Here is a 16,819-nt window from a genome sequence, read left to right as displayed (position 1 = left end):
GGGGAGCCTAGCATCGCGCGCGCGACGTTTCGATGAAGGATTCTTGAGCTAGCCGGGAAGCCGCTCGATGTCGGCGCCGACGGCCGCGAGCTTGGCCTCCAGCCGCTCGTAGCCGCGGTCGAGGTGGTAGACGCGGTTGACGATCGTCTCGCCCCCCGCCGCCAGCCCGGCCAGGATGAGGGAGACGGAGGCGCGGAGGTCGGTCGCCATCACCGGCGCGCCCGAGAGGCGGGAGACGCCGCGCACGATGGCGGACGACCCGTGGACGTTGATGCGGGCGCCCATGCGGTTCATCTCGGGCACGTGCATGAAGCGGTTCTCGAAGATCGTCTCGGTGATCATCGAGGCGCCCTCGGCGACCGCCATCAGGGCCATGAACTGGGCCTGCATGTCCGTCGCGAAGCCCGGGAAGGGCTCGGTCATCACGTCCACGCCGCGCAGGCCCGACAGGCGCTTCACGACCACGCCCTTCGGCGCCTCCTCCACCTCCACGCCCGCCTCCCGCAGGACGCGGGCGACGGTGCCGAGGTGCTCGAGCCTTGCGCCCTCCAGCAGGACCTCGCCGCCGGTGATGCCGGCGGCGCAGGCGAAGGTGCCGGCCTCGATGCGGTCGGGGACGATGGGGTGGGTCGCGCCGTGGAGGGCCTTCACGCCCTCGATCCGCAGGCGGTCGGTGCCGATGCCCTCGATCCGCGCGCCCATGGCGACGAGGCAATGGGCGAGGTCGTCGATTTCGGGCTCGCGGGCCGCGTTGACGAGTTCGGTCAGGCCGTCGGCGAGCGTGGCCGCCATCAGCAGGTTCTCGGTGGCGCCGACCGAGACCTGGGTGAAGTAGACCTTGGCGCCGCGGAGCCCGCCCGGGGCAGTCGCGTTCATGTAGCCGGAATCAAGGTCGATCTTCGCGCCCATCTCCTCCAGCCCCTTGAGGTGGAGGTCCACGGGCCGGGTCCCGATGGCGCAGCCGCCGGGGAGCGACACCTTCGCCTGCCCGTAGCGCGCCAGCAGCGGGCCGAGGACGAGGACGGAGGCGCGCATCTTCCGGACGAGGTCGTAGGGCGCGACGAGGTTCGTGGCGGTGCCGCCGAGCGTCATCCTGCGCGCGCCCGCGTCGTGCTCCACGGAGAGGCCGTGCTGGGCGAGGAGGCCGGCCATGGTGCGCGTGTCGTCGAGCGCGGGCGCGTTGGTCAGCACCAGCGGTCCCTCGCTCAGCAGGGCCGCGGCCATGAGCGGGAGGGCGGCGTTCTTCGCGCCGCCGATCGGGATGCTGCCGCGCAGCGGGCGGCCGCCGCGGAGCCGGATGCGGTCCATTCGGGAGGTTCCTAGAGCCGCGGCAGGGCGACGCCGCGCTGGTGCATGTATTTGCCGGCCCGGTCCGCGTAGGAGACGTCCGGCGGCGCCTCTCCCTTGAGGAAGAGGAACTGGCAGATGCCTTCGTTCGCGTAGATGCGGGCGGGCAGGGGGGTGGTGTTGCTGATCTCGATCGTGACCTGGCCCTCCCACTCGGGCTCGAGCGGGGTGACGTTCACGATGAGGCCGCAGCGGGCGTAGGTGCTCTTGCCGAGGCAGATGACGAGCACGTCGCGGGGGATCCGGAAATACTCCACCGTGTGGGTCAGCACGAAGGAGTTGGGCGGCACGATGCAGGTGTCGCCGGTGCGGGTGACGAAGCCCTCGTCCGAGAAGCGCTTGGGGTCGACGAGGGCGTTGTCGACGTTCGTGAAGATCTTGAACTCGCCGGCGGCGCGGGCGTCGTAGCCGTAGCTCGACAGGCCGTAGGAGATCACGCCCTCCCGCCGCTGGGCCTCCACGAAGGGCTCGATCATGCCCTGCTCCGTCGCCATGCGGCGGATCCAGTGGTCGGGCATGATGGACATGGTGGGGTTCCCTCGGGCGCTTCCCCGGGTGGCGGAGGGGGGCGGGCCGGGGATAGACCCTGGGCCGCGGGGGGGCAACCGGTTGGGTGCCGCGGGGCCGTCTCAATCCTCCGGCGGCGTGCGGGGAAGGCGTTCCCGCGACTGCGCCTTGCGGCGCCGCAGGTTTTCTCGCAGCGCGGCGGCTAGGCGCTGCTCCCGGGCGGATTGGGCGGGCGTTGGCGGCGGGGCGGTGGGCCTGGGCGCGGCAGGCGGTGGGGTCTTGGACGGATCGTCGGTCATGGTGCCCAAGGCATCGGGCGGGTGGGCAAGGCGGTCAAGCGGCGCGCGCCGAGGCGGTGTTCCTCTATTTAAGGCTGCGCCTGGCGCCGGCGCCGTTTTGCGAGGGCGGGGCTTTGTGAAGGCTCAGGCTTGCGCGGGGCGAGGCCAGCGGCTAGGTAGCGCCACGCCCGCGGGCCAGCACGCTGCCGTAGCTCAGTGGTAGAGCACTCCCTTGGTAAGGGAGAGGTCGAGAGTTCAATCCTCTCTGGCAGCACCATTCCCCGGCCGTGGTGCCGAGGCTCGCTCCCTAGATCCTCATTGTTCTGTCGCAGCGGTCGCGCGCTTCGTCATGAGGGCCGCGCGCAACGCGCGTCCTTCTGCCAGCGCCTAACCGCTCGGCACCGGCCATGCCAGCCACTGCAAGGCGGCGAGGATTGTGACCGCCGGAACCTGCGCCACGCAGGATGGCGTCAGCGCTCGTTCCGGGTGTGAAGGAGCACGAGAAGCTCCGTCAGCAGGTCGTCCGCCTGCTTCAGGTTGCAGGCCCGCACATGGTCGGCGAGCTCGCTGATGGCGGACAGCACGCCGTCGCGCGGCCGCGCCGGCGCGGGCGGGGAGGGCTGCAGAGGCGGGATCATCGAACCCCTCACGGTCATCTCCATTTCAATGAGCCACCCGGCGCCCGCCCGGCGTTCCTGGGGAGGTGGACTGCATTTATCACGATCCCGTCACGCTACCCTGCCACGGGTCGGAAGGGGAGGGGAATCAGCGCGGCACGTTCCCCCTTCGAGCCGAATAAAGACCCGAAAGTGACACTGTCACCGATTTGTGATGTTAACGAAATGAATCTTGCGGTGAGCTTCGTTAATTAACCTTCCGTTCAGATCAGGCGCGGGCGGCCACGAAGACCAGATTCCGCCCTTGCCAACCCGCCAAAACAGGCCTCGGCGCGGCCTTCCACCCCGAGCCGGCCGCGAAAAGGGCTATGCCCTCCACCCTTCACGGGCGCTTGCCATAGTGGGCTACAAAAAGAACATTTAGCGAACGATGGCCGCCGATTCGTTCATCCTTCCCCGCCGTCCGGACCTTTCCTCCCATGGAGGGCCGGGATGAGGCGTCGTGTCTGCCGGCCGCCTCGCCTGCCGATGGGGGCGCCGGCCGCCGCCATGCCGTGCGACGTCCCGGCCGTCGCAGAGGAGGAGGGCCGCGAGGCGGGACCGCGCATCCTCGCCCTCCACCTGCCCTGGCTGCCCACCGAGGTCCTGCGCCTCCCCGGTCCAGTCCTCACCTGGCACGCGGTCGGCAACCGGCGCCTCGTGGCCGCGGTGGACGCGGCGGCGGCGACGCTCGGCCTGCGGCCCGGCCAGGCCCTGGCCGACGCCCAGGCCATGGCGCCCGGCGTCGCCGTCCACCCCCACGCGCCGGAGCGGGCGGCGGCGCGGCTCTCGGCCCTTGCCCTCTGGGGGTTGCGGATCTCCCCCCTCGTGGCCGCCGACCCGCCGGACGGCCTTCTCGTGAACATCGCGGGGGTCCCGGGCGGGGAGGAGGCCCTGATGCGCCGGGCGGTCGCGGGGCTCGCGCGGCTCGGCCACGCGGCCGCGGCGGCCGTGGCGGGCACGGCGGGCGCGGCCATGGCCCTGGCCCGCTGCGGCATCCCCGCCCGCGTGCCGGCGGGGGAGGAGGCGGCGGCCCTCGCGCCCCTGCCGGTCTCGGTGCTGCGGGCGGGGGACCTGTCCCACCAGGCCCTGGCGCGCCTCGGCCTGCACCGCATCGGCGACGTGCTGGCCCAGCCCCGGGCCCCGCTCGTCCGCCGCTTCGGCGCCGGCCTCGGCCTCGCGCTGGACCGCGCGACCGGCGCCGTGGCGGAACCCTTCCGCAGCATCCGTCCCGCGCCCGACCGCCACGTCTCCCTCGAGGTCGAGGAGCCGCTGATCACCCGCGCCGCCATCGACATCGCGGCCGAGCGCCTGCTGGCGCGCCTCTGCGCGGCGCTGGCGGGGGAGGGGAGGGGGCTCCGGCGGCTGGTGCTGCGCGCGCACCGGGTGGATGGCGGGGTGCAGGAGGTCTCGGTCGGGCTCGGCCTGGCCGGGCGCGCCCCCCGCCACCTCGCGCGCCTCCTCGCCCCGAAGCTCGAGGCGCTCTCCCCCGGCTTCGGCTTCGACCGCATCGAACTGATGGCCGAGGAGACGGAGCCCCTGGCCGCCAGCCAGGCCGGCTTCGGGGGCGAGGACGAGCGCGCCGTCCTGGCCGCCCTGCTCGACCGCGTCGGGCAGCGCCTTCCCGCCTGGCGCCTCCGCCCGCGCGAGAGCCACTGGCCCGAGCGCGCGGTGGAGCGCGCCGCCCCCCTGGCGCCCGTGCCCGTGCCCCTCGGCTGGGCCGCGCGCCGCCGCCCTCTCCGCCTGCTGCGGCGGCCGGAGCGGCTGGAGGCCATGGCGGTGCTGCCGGACGAGCCGCCCTTCCGCATCCGCTGGCGCGGCACCTGGTTCCACGTGCGCGCGGCGGAGGGGCCGGAGCGGCTGGAGCCGGAATGGTGGCGCGACCGCCCGGGGCGCCCGATGCGGGACTACTACTGGCTGGAGGTGGCAGACGGGCGCCGTCTCTGGATCTGCCGGGCCGGCGGCCCGGGCGAGGGCGGCTGGTACCTGCACGGACTCATGCCGTGAGCGGCTTCGCCGAGCTGGGGGCGATGTCGAACTTCACCTTCCTGGAGGGCGCCTCGCACCCGTGGGAGCTGGTTGCGGCGGCCAAGGCGCTCGGCCACGCCGCCATCGGCCTCGCCGACCGCAACTCCTTCGCCGGCCTCGTCCGCGGCATGGCGGCGGCCGAGGAGGCGGGCCTGCGCTTCGTGCCCGGCTGCCGCGTGGCGCTGGAGGACGGCCAGGAAGTCCTCGTCTGGCCCACCGACCGCGCGGCCTACGCGCGGCTCTCGCGCCTGCTCTCCGCCGCGCGGATGGAGGGAGAGAAGGGCGAGTGCGCCATCCCGCGCGACGCCCTCATCGCCGCGGCGGAGGGCCAGGTGATGGCCCTGGTGCCGCCCGACGAGCCCGGCGAGGCCTTCGCGGAGCGCCTGCGCCGCGACGCCGCCGCCCTGCGCCGCGCCCTCGCCCTGCCGCTCTTCCTCGCCGCGCACCACCGCTTCGCCGGCGACGACCGGCGGCGGCTGCGCCTGCTCTCGGCCATGGCCGGGGGCGCGCGGGCCAGCCTGCTGGCCGCGGGCGGGGTCCGCATGCACGTCGCCCGCCGCCGGCGCCTGGCCGACGTGGTGGCCGCGATCCGGCGGGGGGTGACGGTGGACGCCCTCGGCCTGCACGCGGCGCCGAACGCCGAGGCGCACCTCAAGCCGGCCGCCGAGATGCGCCGCCTCTTCGCCGGCCAGGAGGAGGCGGTGGCGGCGACGCTGCGGGTGGTGGAGGCCTGCCGCTTCAGCCTGCGCGACCTCTCCTACGAGTACCCCGAGGAGATCCTGGAGCCCGGCCTGTCCGCGCAGGCGACCCTCGCGCGACGGGTGGCCGAGGCGGTGGCGGCCCGCTGGCCAATGGGGGCGCCCGAAAGGGTCGCCGCCCAGATCGCCGAGGAGATGGCGCTGATCGAGCGCCGCGGCTACGCCGCCTATTTCCTGACCGTGCACGAGATCGTCCGCTTCGCCGTCGCGCGCGGCATCCTCTGCCAGGGGCGCGGCTCGGCGGCCAATTCGGCGGTCTGCTACGTCCTCGGCATCACCGCCGTCGATCCCTCCAAGCACCGCCTGCTCTTCGCGCGCTTCCTGAGCGACGCGCGCGGCGAGCCGCCGGACATCGACATCGACTTCGAGCACGAGCGGCGGGAGGAGGTGATCCAGCACATCTACGAGCGCTACGGGCGCGACCGCGCCGCCATCACCGCCACCCTCATCCGCTACCGCACCCGCAGCGCCGTGCGCGAGGTCGGCCGCGCCATGGGCCTGTCCGACGACATCACCGGCCGCCTCGCGAAGGCCTCCTGGCACGACGGGGCGGAGGGGCTGCGGGACGTGGCGCGCTCCACGGGTCTCGACCCCGACGCCGACCCGCGCCTCGGCATGGCCATGGACCTGGCGGAGGAGCTGCAGGGCTTCCCGCGCCACCTGGCCACCCATGTCGGCGGCTTCGTCATCACGCGCGGCAAGCTGACGGAGCTGGCGATCGTGACCCGGGCCGCGATGAAGGACCGCCACACCGTCGAGTGGGACAAGGACGACATCGGCGAGCTGCGGATGCTGAAGGTGGACGTGCTCGGCCTCGGGATGCTCTCCTGCATCCGCCGCGCCTTCGACCTGCTGCGGCGCTACCAGGGCCTGGACCACAGCCTGCAATCCGTGCCGCAGGACGACCCCGAGACCTACGCCATGCTCGCGCGCGCGGACTCCCTCGGCGTCTTTCAGGTGGAGAGCCGCGCGCAGATGAACATGCTGCCGCGCATGCGCCCGCGCGAGTACTACGACCTCGTGATCGAGGTCGCGATCGTCCGCCCCGGCCCGATCCAGGGCGACATGGTGCACCCCTATCTCCGCCGCCGGAACAACCAGGAGGCGGTGGACTACGCCAAGCCCGAGCTGCGCGCCGTGCTCGAGAAGACGCTCGGCGTGCCGCTCTTTCAGGAGCAGGCGATGGAGATGGCGATCGTCGCCGCCGGCTTCACGCCGTCCCGCGCGGACGAGCTGCGCCGCTCCATGGCCTCCTTCAAGCACGACGGGAAGCTCGAGACCTTCCACGACGAGTTCGTCGGCGGCATGGTCCGGCGCGGCTACGAGCCCGACTTCGCCGAGCGCTGCTTCTCCCAGATCCGCGGCTTCGGCGGCTACGGCTTCCCGGAGAGCCACGCGGCCTCCTTCGCGCAGCTCGTCTACGTCTCCGCCTGGATCAAGCGCCACCACCCCGCGGCCTTCGCGGCGGCGCTGCTGAACAGCCAGCCGATGGGCTTCTACGCGCCCGCGCAGATCGTGCGCGACGCGCGCGAGCACGGGGTCGCGATCCGCCCCGCCGACGTCACCGCCAGCGACTGGGACTGCACGCTGGAGCGGGACGGGGAGGGATGGGCGCTTCGCCTCGGGCTGCGCCTCGTCGCGGGCCTGCCGCGGGAGGACGGCGAGCGGATCGCGGCGCTGCGCCCGGCGGTACGGCCGGCCGAGCTCGCGGCCGCGGGGCTGGGCCGGGCGGCGCAGGAGGCGCTGGCGCGGGCGGACGCGTTCCGCGGCCTCGGGCTCGACCGCCGCCGCGCGCTCTGGGAGGCGGCGGCGGTGGAGCGCGCCCTGCCCCCGCTGCCGCTCTTCGTCGCGGCCGAGGCGGCGCCGCGCCTGCCGGCCGAGACGCGCGGCGAGGCGACGGTGCTCGACTACGGCGCGACGGGGCTGAGCCTGCGCGCGCACCCGCTGGCCCTCCTGCGCCCCCGGCTGGCGGAGATCGGCGCCCGGGACAGCCGGGCGGTCGCGGCGGCACGCCAGGGCCAGCGGATGCGCGTCGCCGGCCTGGTGCTCGTGCGCCAGCGCCCGGGCACCGCCAAGGGCGTCGTGTTCTTCACGCTGGAGGACGAGTTCGGCACGGTGAACCTTGTCCTCCACGCGGCCACCATCGCGGCCCACCGCGCGCCCGTCGTCGCCGCGCGCCTGCTGCTGGCGGAGGGCCGGGTGGAGCGCTTCGACGAGGGCGCGGTGCCGCTCGTCCACCTTCTCGGCCAGACGCTGGAGGACCGCTCCGACCTGCTGGACGGGCTGCATCGGCTCGGCCCCGTGCCCGTGCCGCTCGCCCGTGCCGACGAGGTGTCGCGCGGGACGGACCACCGGCCCGACCCGCGCTCCCCTGCCTTTCCCGGAAGCCGGGACTGGCACTGATCCCGACGAAAGGCCCCTGTCAGGTCGGGTTCACGGTCAGGCTCTCGGCGGCCACCGTCACGGTGCCCGTCCCGGTCATCGCCACGGGGGCGGTGAGGGGGGCGACGAGCAGCGGGTTGCCGCCCGAGGCCGCGTCGTAGAGCCCCACATGCGTCAGCGTGCCGGCCGAGGCGGAGAAGGTGAAGCGGATCGCGTCGGCGTTGCGCTGCAGGCCGGTGCCCGTGAAGGTCACGCGCTGGCGGACATAGCCGTTGCCCACCGGCTCCCCGGTCAGGCCCGCGGCCGCGGTGCCGCCGGTGCCGAGGGCCGCGAAGACCGCGGAAGGAAGGCTGGGCCCGCGGGCGCAGACGGCGCGTGCCAGCAGGTTGCGCGCGTAATCGGTGAGTGCGGACATGTGGTGTCTCCGTCTAGCTGAGGGTGGTGAGCGCCTGCAGGCTCGAGTCCGGCAGGCGGGTGGGATGAAGGTCTAGCGACCCCATCTCGCCGAAGGCCGCGCGGGTGAGCGCGGCCGTGGCATGGCCGATCAGCAGGCGCGTCAGCCCGGCCGGCAGCGAGGCGCTGGACTGCACCGCGCCGCCGTTCACGCAGATCGCCACGCCCGCGGAGCTCCAGCCGAGTGCCGCGCGGAAGGGCGTGCCGGCGGTGATGGTGCCGCCGGGCAGCGTCGCCACCGTGCTGCCGCCCGAGGCCAGCACCGCCTCCACCGCGCCGCCGCCGGCCGCGTTGCGCAGCAGGATGCGGTTCGTGTCGGCCCCGCTGTCGAGCTGCAGCAGGCCCTGCTCGCTCCCCGCGGGCGCGAGCTGGGGCAGCATGAAGGTGCCGACGAGCGTGCCGCGCTGCTGCTGCGACGCGGTCAGCGCGAGCGTCGGCGCGTCCGCGGCCCGCGCCGTCGCCGATCCGGTGGTGCCGGCCGGCGAGATCATCGGCGTGGACGCGAAGGCCCCCTGCTCGAGCTGCGGCACCGAGAGGCGCAGCGTGATGTCATAGGCCGGCCCGGTGGTTCTCAGCCCCAGGCGCAGGTTGTGAAGCGCCGTCCCCGCGTTGTCGTAGGTGCGCAGGAGGGCGTAGCGCTGCGTCCTCAGCGCCGCGTTCGAGACGAGGGGACGAAGCTCCAGCGTCGACGAGATCAGGAAGGCGCCGGCCGAGCTCCGCTCGATCAGCTCCAGCGTGATCCCGACGAGCCCCGTCGTGCTCCCGCCGACCAGCCGGGCGAAAAGGCTGGCCACCCATTGCTGCCCGCCGCGGCGCCGGACAGGTTCCCGGTCAGGTTGAGGTAGGAGGCCGCCGTGTCCCCCGCGACGCGGAGGTCGACATAGGGCAGCCCGTCCTCGACGCCGCTCCCCACGATCTCCCGCGTCGCCGTGCCCGAGAATCCGAAGCCCGACGGGAACACCCCGCCGCTGCCGACGATGCCGTTGACGGCGCCGCCGAAGCGGGAGTTCAGCACGACGTTGGTGCGCGCGCCCTCCACCAGCAGCCGCTGCGCCGTGCCCTGGAGGCGCGGCGCGTTGCTGGCGAAGGACTGCAGCGTCGTGCCGTCCGCGCCGAGTGCCGCGGCGGCGGAGGCGCGGGCGAAGCCCATCGCCGCCGCCAGCCCGCCCGTGCCCACCAGGCGGAGCGGGCCGCCGGCAAGGGCGTGGAAGACCGGTGTGATCCCGATCATCAGGCCGCTCCCGCGCCGGTCAGCTGGCAGAGCTTCGTCGTCCCGCCGTCCGGCGAGAAGACGATCAGGCTGGCGACGCCGCCGGACCGGATCTTCGTGCTGCCGTCGGGGTTGCCGATCACCGCCGAGAAGCCGGTCAGCGGAAGCGCGAGGTCCGCGCCGCTCCGGTTGAGCACCATGCAGGAGAAGCCGCTGCCGGTGTTCGCCCAGTCGATCGACAGGGTGGTACCAGGATTGGCCACCAGCATCCGCGCGTTGTGCGCGGCGAAGGTCAGCGGCGTCGCCGCGGCGAGGACGACGATCGGCATCGCGCGCTGCGTGAAGCTGTTGTCCACGTAGTTGCGCGTCGCCGCCTGCATCGCCGCGGCCGGGTCGGCCGGCAGCGTCAGCGGCCCGGTCAGCGTGACCGCGCCCGAGGCGGCGATCCGGACCCGCTCCGCCATCGTGCCGGCGGAGCGGGTCTCGATCACGACCGCGCCCCCCTCCGCGCCCGTCGTCACCGTCTCGGCGATGGTGCCGATCCGGCTGAAGGACACCTCGGCCGCGCTGTTGTTGAAGCCGGTCGCCTCCAGGGTGAAGAGGCGATCGTTGGTCGCGGGCGTGGCCGAGAGGCGGCGGACGCGGAGCGTCATCGGCTGGGTCATGCCGGCGCCGCCGAAGTTGAAGACGGCGTTCGGGTTCAGCGTCTGGTCCCCGGACAGGAAGACGTCGCTGCCCGCGACGCTGACCGAGGCCGCCGCCGTGTCGCCGCTGCCGTGCAGCCGCAGCATGGCGCCCGCGCTGGCGCTCCGGCGGTGCACCGCGACGATGCCGTCGCTGCGCGCCGAGAGCCGCGTCTCGACGGCCCCCGCGGAGGAGATCGCCGCCAGCTCCGACTGGCCGCCGATTGCCCGGTTCACCCCCACGCTCGAGGCCATGCGGCTGCCCGAGACCTGGAGCTTCTGCAGCGCCGCCGCGCTCTGCCCCGTGAAGCTCGCGGTCTTGAGGTCGCAGCCCACCAGCTGCAGGCTGTCGGCGTTGTCGAAGAGGTGGACCGCGCCGTAGATGTCGCAGCCCATCAGCACCAGGCCGCCGTCGATCAGCTCTAGCGACCGGCCGGAGCCGGCGGGGAGCATGACGCCGGCGATCGTGTTCTGGTCGGACGCCTGGACGTCGACCACGAGGGCGCGCCCCTTGCTGGACCAGAAGCCGCCGTACCACTTGTTGCGGTTCGCGAGGCCGGTGATCTGCACGCCGATCGTGTTGGGATCGACGACCATGCCATCGAGGCCGCAGTTCACGATCTGCGCGGAATGGGTCTCGTCGTCCAGGTGCCAGCCGACGTCATGGCCAAACTCGAAGCAGTTCACGAAGTTCGGCATGTCGGCGTCGTAGACCCAGAAGCCCTTGCCCCGCCGGTGATTGGCCATCGGGTTGACCGACCCGCCGCTCGTGAAGGTCCCGGAGAAGGCGCTGGCCGCCAGGTCGAGCGTCGTGGTGCTCGGCGCCGCGGCGATCGTGAAGCGCCCGTTCGCCCCGGCCACCCCGCCGACGCCGCTGACCACCACCACGTCGCCGGCGCGCAGCTCGTGCGCGGCGGAGAGGGTAAGCCGGACAAGGCCCGACCCGTTGTTGGCGCAGCCGGTGACGCTGTAGGTGTTGCCCGAGAAGCTCCGGCCCGTGGTGGCCAGCGGGTGCCAGTTGATGCGCTCGTTGTGGGCGATGTCGTAGGACTTGCCGAGATAGAGTCCGTTGGTGCAGTCGCCGAGCACGTCGAGGATGCGCGTCCTGCTCGAGCCGTTGCTGTAGATGCCCCAGGTGAAGCCGATGATCAGAAGGTTGCGGACGGAGGCATCGGTCGCGTTGGTGGGGCTCGTTCCCGTGGTGCCGTCGCCGATGCTGACCGCCGTGCCGGAGAAGGCGGCCGCGCAGTCCAGCGCCTCCCGCAGGCTGGAAGGAACGGTCAGCCCCTTGCGCAGGATCGCGACCCCCATCAGCGCCGCGTTCCGGCGCAGGCGGATGGTGCGCAGCGGGTTCAGGACGATGGAGTAGGGCAGGGCGGTGTAGTCGTTGTTGAGGCGGAACCCGCCGGGATCGGCGCCGCCCCGGAGCGTGACGTCGGGCGGGATCACCAGGTCCGCGCTGTCCACGAGGTAGCGGCGCGGGCCGAACATGACCACGCCCCCGCCGGCGGCCGCGGCGGCGTTCAGCGCGGCCTGGATGGCCGCGGTGTCGTCCGTCGTGCCGTTCCCGACGGCGCCGTAGTCGCGGACATAGAGCGGGCGGTCGGCCCCGAGGGCGCTGCGGATCTGGCCGAAGGTGGCACGGCGCGTCTCCGTCGCGCCCCCCACGGCCTGCACGATGGGTGCGAGGTCCGTGTCCTGCAGGGCGGAGACGGCTGGGAGGTCACTGATTCTGCTGTCGGGCATCGGGGCGGACGGCTCCGTTGGAGGGGGCGGGCGGCGTGGGGAGGGGAAGGCGCTACAGGACGACCCGGCCGCCGGCCTCGAGCAGCATGCTCACCCCGCTCTCGAGCAGGAGCGCGAAGGCCGAGAGGACGACGAAGGAGGGCGAGACCTGCGCGACGAGCGGGTCCACCGCGTCCTCCACCTTCAGGCGGTAGCCGTTGCCCGGGGTCGGCGCGGCGAAGGTGGCGCTGGCGCTGCCCGCCGTGACCGGGACGCTGGTGGGGCCGAGGACGGGCGTGCCGGCCGCGCTGAGGATGGTGAACTTCACCGTGGTGGTCGCGCCGGCGGCGCTGGCCTGGACCGTGAAGTTCTGCCCCTGGGTCAGGCCGCTCGGCATGGAGCCGAGGGTGACGCCGCGGGCGACCGCGCTGGCCGCCAGGTCCGCCTCGATGCCGAGCGAGCCCCGCGCGACGAGGCGGAGCGGCGCGGAGGTGGCGTCCACGACGATGCCGTTGCCGACCTCGCCGTTGTTGCGGACCGGAAGGATCGAGGTCGCGTCGCCCGCCTGCACCACCACCATGTGGCCCGGCAGCAGCCGCCCCGCGGCGTTGCCGAAGTAGCCCGGCGAGAGCACGGTGGCCCGGCTGTCCGTGGTCTTGTACAGCCACAGCGTGAAGCTGTCCGCGGCGACGAGCGAGATCAGGTTGCTGGCGATGTAGGGCATCCGGGCATGGCTCCTGCGGGGCGGACACGAAAAACCCCGCGCCGGCAGGGCCGGGCGGGGCGGACAGGGATCGGGTGGGAAGCGGGCGCGGTTGTCCCGTTGGCAAGTGGGAATTACAGGACGGCTGGCCTCATGTCAAGAAATAATTCCTCCATACGGCCAGAAATTATACCCATCTTGCGTCCGCGCCCCAGGCCCATAACCTCGCCCCTTTCGGCCCCGCACTGCGAGACGGCATGACCCTCCTCCGCGCCCTGATCCTGCTCCTCGCCCTCGCCGCGCCCGCCGCGGCCCAGCAGCCCGTGCTGAACGTCTACAACTGGACCGACTACATCGATCCCCAGGCGATCGAGGGCTTCCAGCGGGAAACCGGCATCCGCGTCCGCTACGACGTCTTCGACAGCCTCGAGACGCTGGAGGGCAAGCTCTCCGCCGGCCGCTCCGGCTACGACGTCATCGTCCCCACCAGCGAGCCGAGCTTCGCCCGCCTGGCCCGCGCCGGCGCCCTCCGCCCGCTCGACCGCGCGGCGATTCCCAACTGGGGCAACCAGGACCCCGCGCTGCTCGCGCAGGTGGCCAGCAGCGATCCCGGCAACCGCTTCGGCGCCATCTATCTCTGGGGCACCATCGGCATGGGGCTTCGCGCCGACCGCATCCGCGCCCTCGCCCCCGACGCCCCGCTCGACAGCCTCGACCTGATCCTCAAGCCCGAGAACGCGGCCCGGATCGCCCGCTGCGGCATCGCCATCATGGACAGCGGCATCGACATTATCCCGAGCGTGCTCCGCTGGCTGGGCAAGGACCCCAACAGCGCCGACGCCGCCGACCAGCGCGCGGCCGAGGCGGCGCTGCTCGCCATCCGCCCGCACGTGCGCGCCATCATCCCCTCCTCCGCCATCACCGACGCCCTGGCGCAGGGGGAGTACTGCGCCGTGCTCACCTATTCCGGCGACGTCGTGCAGGCCCGTGCCCGCGCCGAGGCCGCGGGCCGCGACTCCGGCCTCACCTACGCCCAGCCGCGCCAGGGCGCGCAGGTCTGGTTCGACATGCTGGCCATCCCCGCCGACGCCCCGAACCCCGAGGCCGCGCAGCGCTTCATCGACTACATGCTCCGCCCCGAGGTCATCGCGGGCGTCACCAACCTCGTGCGCTACCCCAACGCCGTCCCCGCCTCCCGCCAGCACCTCCGGCCCGAGGTCGCGGCGGACCCGAACGTCTATCCCTCGCCCGAGGCGGTCGCCCGCGCCTTCACCGTCGCCGCCCCCGGCCCCGCGGCCGAGCGCGCCCGCGCCCGCTCCTGGTCCCGCTTCAAGGCCGGCCGTTGACCCCACGCCTCTCCCTCCGCGCCGTCACCCGCCGCTTCGGCGCGGTCGCCGCGCTCGACGCCGTCTCGCTCGACGTCGCCCCCGGCGAGTTCCTGGCCCTCCTCGGCGGCTCCGGCTCCGGCAAGTCCACCCTGCTGCGCGTGGTCGCCGGCTTCGAGGCGCCCGATTCCGGCACCGTCGCGCTCGACGGCGCCGACCTCGCCGGCGTGCCGCCGCACCGCCGCCCCGTGAACATGATGTTCCAGTCCTACGCCCTCTTCCCGCACCTGAGCGTGGCCGCCAACATCGGCTACGGCCTGCGGCGCGAGGGGCGCCCGCGCGGCGAGATCGCGGACCGCGTCGCCCAGGCCGTCGCCATGCTCCGCCTCGACGGGCTGGAGTCCCGCCGCCCCGACCGCCTCTCCGGCGGCCAGCGCCAGCGCGTCGCCCTCGCCCGCGCGCTGGTCAAGCGCCCCCGCCTCCTCCTGCTCGACGAGCCCCTCGGCGCCCTCGACGCCAACCTCCGCGAGCGCACCGGCTTCGAGCTCCGCGCCATCCAGCGGGAGAGCGGCGCCGCCTTCGTCATGGTCACCCACGACCAGGCCGAGGCCCTGGCGCTCGCCGACCGCGTGGCCGTCATGGACCGCGGCCGCCTCCTGCAGGTCGCGCCCCCGCGGGAGCTCTACGAGCGCCCCGCCACCCGCTTCGTCGCGAACTTCCTCGGCGCCGCCAACATCCTCCCGGGCACCCGCACCGCCGACGGCGCCCTCGACTGCCCCGAGGCCGCCTGCACCCTCCGCGCCGCCGCCCCCGTCCCCCCGGGCACCCTCGCCGCGGCCCTCCGCCCCGAGCGGATCCGCATCGCCCCCGCCACCGGCGACAACACCGCCGCCGGCACCATCGAGGAGGCCGCCTTCCGCGGGGAGAGCAGCCTCCTCCTCGTCCGCCTCCCCGGCGGTGCCCTCATCCGCGTCTCCCACGCCGAGGAGGACGGCGCCCCGCCCCCGCGCGGCACGGCGGTGCGCCTCGCCTGGGACGCCGAGGCCGTGGTCCCCCTCGCTGAATGAGAGCCCTCCTCCGCCTCCTCCCCGGCGCCTGGCTCGCGCTGCTGGTCGCCGCCCCCCTCGTGCTCGTGGCCGTCATGGCCCTCTCCTGGCAGGCCGAGGGCGTGCCTCCCTACAGCCCACCCTGGGCCGGGGAGGGGGTGAACCCCGAGAACCTCCGCCTCCTCGCCGAGGACCCGCACTACCGCGACGCCCTCGCTCAGTCCCTCGTCGCCGCCGCCCTCACCGCCGGCCTCTGCCTCCTTCTCGCCACCCCCATGGGCATCGCCATCGCCCGCGCCGGCCGCGCCCGCAACACGCTGCTCGGCGCCGTGCTGCTGCCCTTCTGGACGGGCTTTCTCATCCGCATCGGCGCCTGGATCGGCCTCCTGCGGGACGAGGGCTGGATCAACTCCCTTCTCCGCGCCCTCGGCTGGATCGACCAGCCCCTGCCGCTGCTCTACTCGAACGGCGCCATGCTGCTCGGCATGGTCCACGCCTACCTGCCCTTCGCCGTCCTCCCGATCTTCGCCGCCGCCACGCGGCTGGACCCGGTGCTGGAACAGGCCGCCGCCGACCTCGGCGCCACCCCCGGCCGCGCCTTCGTCACCGTCACCCTGCCGCAGCTCCTCCCGGCGCTCGCCGCCGCCTTCCTCCTCGTCTTCATCCCGGCCGCCGGCGAGTACGTCATCCCCGAGCTCCTCGGCCCCGCCGACGCCACCCTCGTCGGCCGCGTGCTCTTCCAGGAGTTCTTCCAGAACCGCGACTGGCCCGTCGCCGCCGCCCTGGCGGTCGCGCTGCTCGCCCTGCTGATCGGCCCCATCATCCTCTTCCAGCGCCTGGGCCGCGCGGCATGACCCCCCGCTGGCTGCGGCTGGCGATGGGGGCCGGCATCGCCTTCCTCTGGCTGCCCGTCGCGCTCCTCGTCGCCTACGCCTTCTCCGCCGATCCCGTCCCCTTCCGCTGGGGCGGCTTCTCCACGCGCTGGTTCGCGGCCCTGGCCGCCAACGACCGCCTGCTCGAGGCCGCCTGGCTCTCGCTCCGCGTCGCCGCCGGCGCCGCCAGCCTCGCCGTCCTCCTCGGCGGCGCCACCGGCTGGGTCCTCGCCCGCCACGGCCCCTTCGCCGGCCGCGCCGCCCTCGGCGCCCTCGCCGGCGCGCCCCTGGTCCTGCCCGAGGTCGTCACCGGCCTCTCCCTCCTCCTCTTCTTCGTGGCGCTGGAGGGCGCGACCGGCTGGCCGGAGGGCCGCGGCGCCCTCACCGTCCTCCTCGCCCACGCGACCCTCGGCACCGCCTACGTCGCCGTCGTCATCCAGTCCCGCCTCGCCTCCGCCGAGCGCGACCTGGAGGAGGCCGCCCGCGACCTCGGCGCCGGCCCCGCCACCGCCTTCGCCACCGTCACCCTGCCGCTCATGGCGCCCAGCCTCGCCGCCGGCTGGCTCCTCGCCTTTACCCTCTCGCTCGACGACGTGGTGATCGCCTCCTTCGTCTCCGGCCCCGCCGGCACCACCCTGCCCGTTGCCCTCTTCTCCATGCTCCGCCTGGGCATGACCCCCGAGGTGAACGCGCTCGCCACCCTCCTCCTCGCCGCCGCCGGGATCGCGCTCGCCCTGGTCGGGTGGTTGTTGCGGCCGCGCGACCGAAATTGAGGGCAGGAATGCGCCGATCGGCGGTTCCGCCGGGCGCCCGGTCGCATTAGGGTCCGCGCCGTTCTCCAAACCT

14 protein-coding genes and 1 tRNA gene are annotated in these 16,819 nt (G+C 73.9%); 7 read left to right on the top strand and 8 right to left on the bottom strand.

Features of this window, described 5'->3' with window-relative positions; translation table 11 throughout:
• Positions 1-48: 48 nt before the first annotated feature.
• Positions 49-1,308, bottom strand: a complete 1,260-nt coding sequence (gene murA / locus EAH89_RS07360) for a UDP-N-acetylglucosamine 1-carboxyvinyltransferase (protein ID WP_140882143.1) — start codon at positions 1,306-1,308, stop codon at positions 49-51.
• An 11-nt stretch (positions 1,309-1,319) separates the two neighbouring features.
• Positions 1,320-1,874, bottom strand: coding sequence for a dCTP deaminase (gene dcd, locus EAH89_RS07355; protein ID WP_140882142.1), 555 nt, complete (start codon positions 1,872-1,874; stop codon positions 1,320-1,322).
• Between the two features lie 460 nt (positions 1,875-2,334).
• Between dcd and EAH89_RS07350 the strand changes: the two genes are divergently transcribed.
• Positions 2,335-2,409 (top strand) — tRNA-Thr (locus EAH89_RS07350).
• A 193-nt stretch (positions 2,410-2,602) separates the two neighbouring features.
• On the opposite strand, the gene EAH89_RS31120 is transcribed toward EAH89_RS07350, so the two are convergent.
• Entirely contained in the window at positions 2,603-2,770 is a 168-nt protein-coding gene (locus EAH89_RS31120; RefSeq protein ID WP_161993500.1) for a hypothetical protein, read from the bottom strand.
• Between the two features lie 471 nt (positions 2,771-3,241).
• Between EAH89_RS31120 and EAH89_RS32465 the strand changes: the two genes are divergently transcribed.
• Both EAH89_RS32465 and EAH89_RS07345 read left to right on the top strand, forming a co-directional pair.
• Positions 3,242-4,795, top strand: a complete 1,554-nt coding sequence (locus EAH89_RS32465) for a Y-family DNA polymerase (protein WP_241666899.1) — start codon at positions 3,242-3,244, stop codon at positions 4,793-4,795.
• A complete protein-coding gene (locus EAH89_RS07345) occupies positions 4,792-7,977 on the top strand; it encodes an error-prone DNA polymerase (RefSeq protein WP_241666898.1) in 3,186 nt (1,061 codons plus the stop codon). The genes EAH89_RS32465 and EAH89_RS07345 overlap by 4 nt, the downstream gene beginning before the upstream one ends.
• A 19-nt stretch (positions 7,978-7,996) precedes the next feature.
• Here EAH89_RS07345 and EAH89_RS07340 read toward each other — a convergent pair whose 3' ends face one another.
• The 5 genes from EAH89_RS07340 to EAH89_RS07320 are packed head-to-tail and all read right to left on the bottom strand — an operon-like array spanning position 7,997 to position 12,751.
• Positions 7,997-8,371 carry a phage tail fiber protein gene (locus EAH89_RS07340; protein WP_140882140.1) on the bottom strand — a complete coding sequence of 125 codons (375 nt, stop codon included), beginning with the start codon at positions 8,369-8,371 and terminating at the stop codon, positions 7,997-7,999.
• A 13-nt stretch (positions 8,372-8,384) separates the two neighbouring features.
• On the bottom strand, positions 8,385-9,203 hold the full coding sequence (locus EAH89_RS07335) for a hypothetical protein (RefSeq protein ID WP_140882139.1): 819 nt from the start codon (positions 9,201-9,203) through the stop codon (positions 8,385-8,387).
• The gene (locus tag EAH89_RS07330) at positions 9,134-9,640 is read right to left on the bottom strand and encodes a hypothetical protein (protein ID WP_140882138.1); all 507 of its coding nucleotides are present in this window, start codon (positions 9,638-9,640) and stop codon (positions 9,134-9,136) included. The genes EAH89_RS07335 and EAH89_RS07330 overlap by 70 nt, the downstream gene beginning before the upstream one ends.
• The gene (locus EAH89_RS32460; protein ID WP_277753782.1) at positions 9,640-12,048 is read right to left on the bottom strand and encodes a glycosyl hydrolase family 28-related protein; all 2,409 of its coding nucleotides are present in this window, start codon (positions 12,046-12,048) and stop codon (positions 9,640-9,642) included. The genes EAH89_RS07330 and EAH89_RS32460 overlap by 1 nt, the downstream gene beginning before the upstream one ends.
• A gap of 52 nt (positions 12,049-12,100) precedes the next feature.
• Positions 12,101-12,751 (bottom strand): hypothetical protein, encoded by a 651-nt coding sequence (locus tag EAH89_RS07320; RefSeq protein ID WP_140882137.1) that lies wholly within the window; start codon positions 12,749-12,751, stop codon positions 12,101-12,103.
• A gap of 236 nt (positions 12,752-12,987) precedes the next feature.
• Between EAH89_RS07320 and EAH89_RS07315 the strand changes: the two genes are divergently transcribed.
• The 4 genes from EAH89_RS07315 to EAH89_RS07300 are packed head-to-tail and all read left to right on the top strand — an operon-like array spanning position 12,988 to position 16,746.
• On the top strand, positions 12,988-14,076 hold the full coding sequence (locus EAH89_RS07315; RefSeq protein ID WP_140882136.1) for an extracellular solute-binding protein: 1,089 nt from the start codon (positions 12,988-12,990) through the stop codon (positions 14,074-14,076).
• The gene (locus EAH89_RS07310) at positions 14,073-15,122 is read left to right on the top strand and encodes an ABC transporter ATP-binding protein (protein ID WP_140882135.1); all 1,050 of its coding nucleotides are present in this window, start codon (positions 14,073-14,075) and stop codon (positions 15,120-15,122) included. Before EAH89_RS07315 ends, EAH89_RS07310 begins: the two co-directional genes overlap by 4 nt.
• Entirely contained in the window at positions 15,119-15,955 is an 837-nt protein-coding gene (locus EAH89_RS07305; RefSeq protein ID WP_140882134.1) for an ABC transporter permease, read from the top strand. The genes EAH89_RS07310 and EAH89_RS07305 overlap by 4 nt, the downstream gene beginning before the upstream one ends.
• A complete protein-coding gene (locus tag EAH89_RS07300; protein WP_140882133.1) occupies positions 15,952-16,746 on the top strand; it encodes an ABC transporter permease in 795 nt (264 codons plus the stop codon). Before EAH89_RS07305 ends, EAH89_RS07300 begins: the two co-directional genes overlap by 4 nt.
• Positions 16,747-16,819 lie beyond the last annotated feature (73 nt).

This window comes from Muricoccus nepalensis, assembly GCF_006438825.1.
Taxonomy (GTDB): domain Bacteria; phylum Pseudomonadota; class Alphaproteobacteria; order Acetobacterales; family Acetobacteraceae; genus Roseomonas; species Roseomonas nepalensis.
Note: the sequence above shows the minus strand (reverse complement) of the source record. Positions and strands in the feature narration are given on the sequence as shown.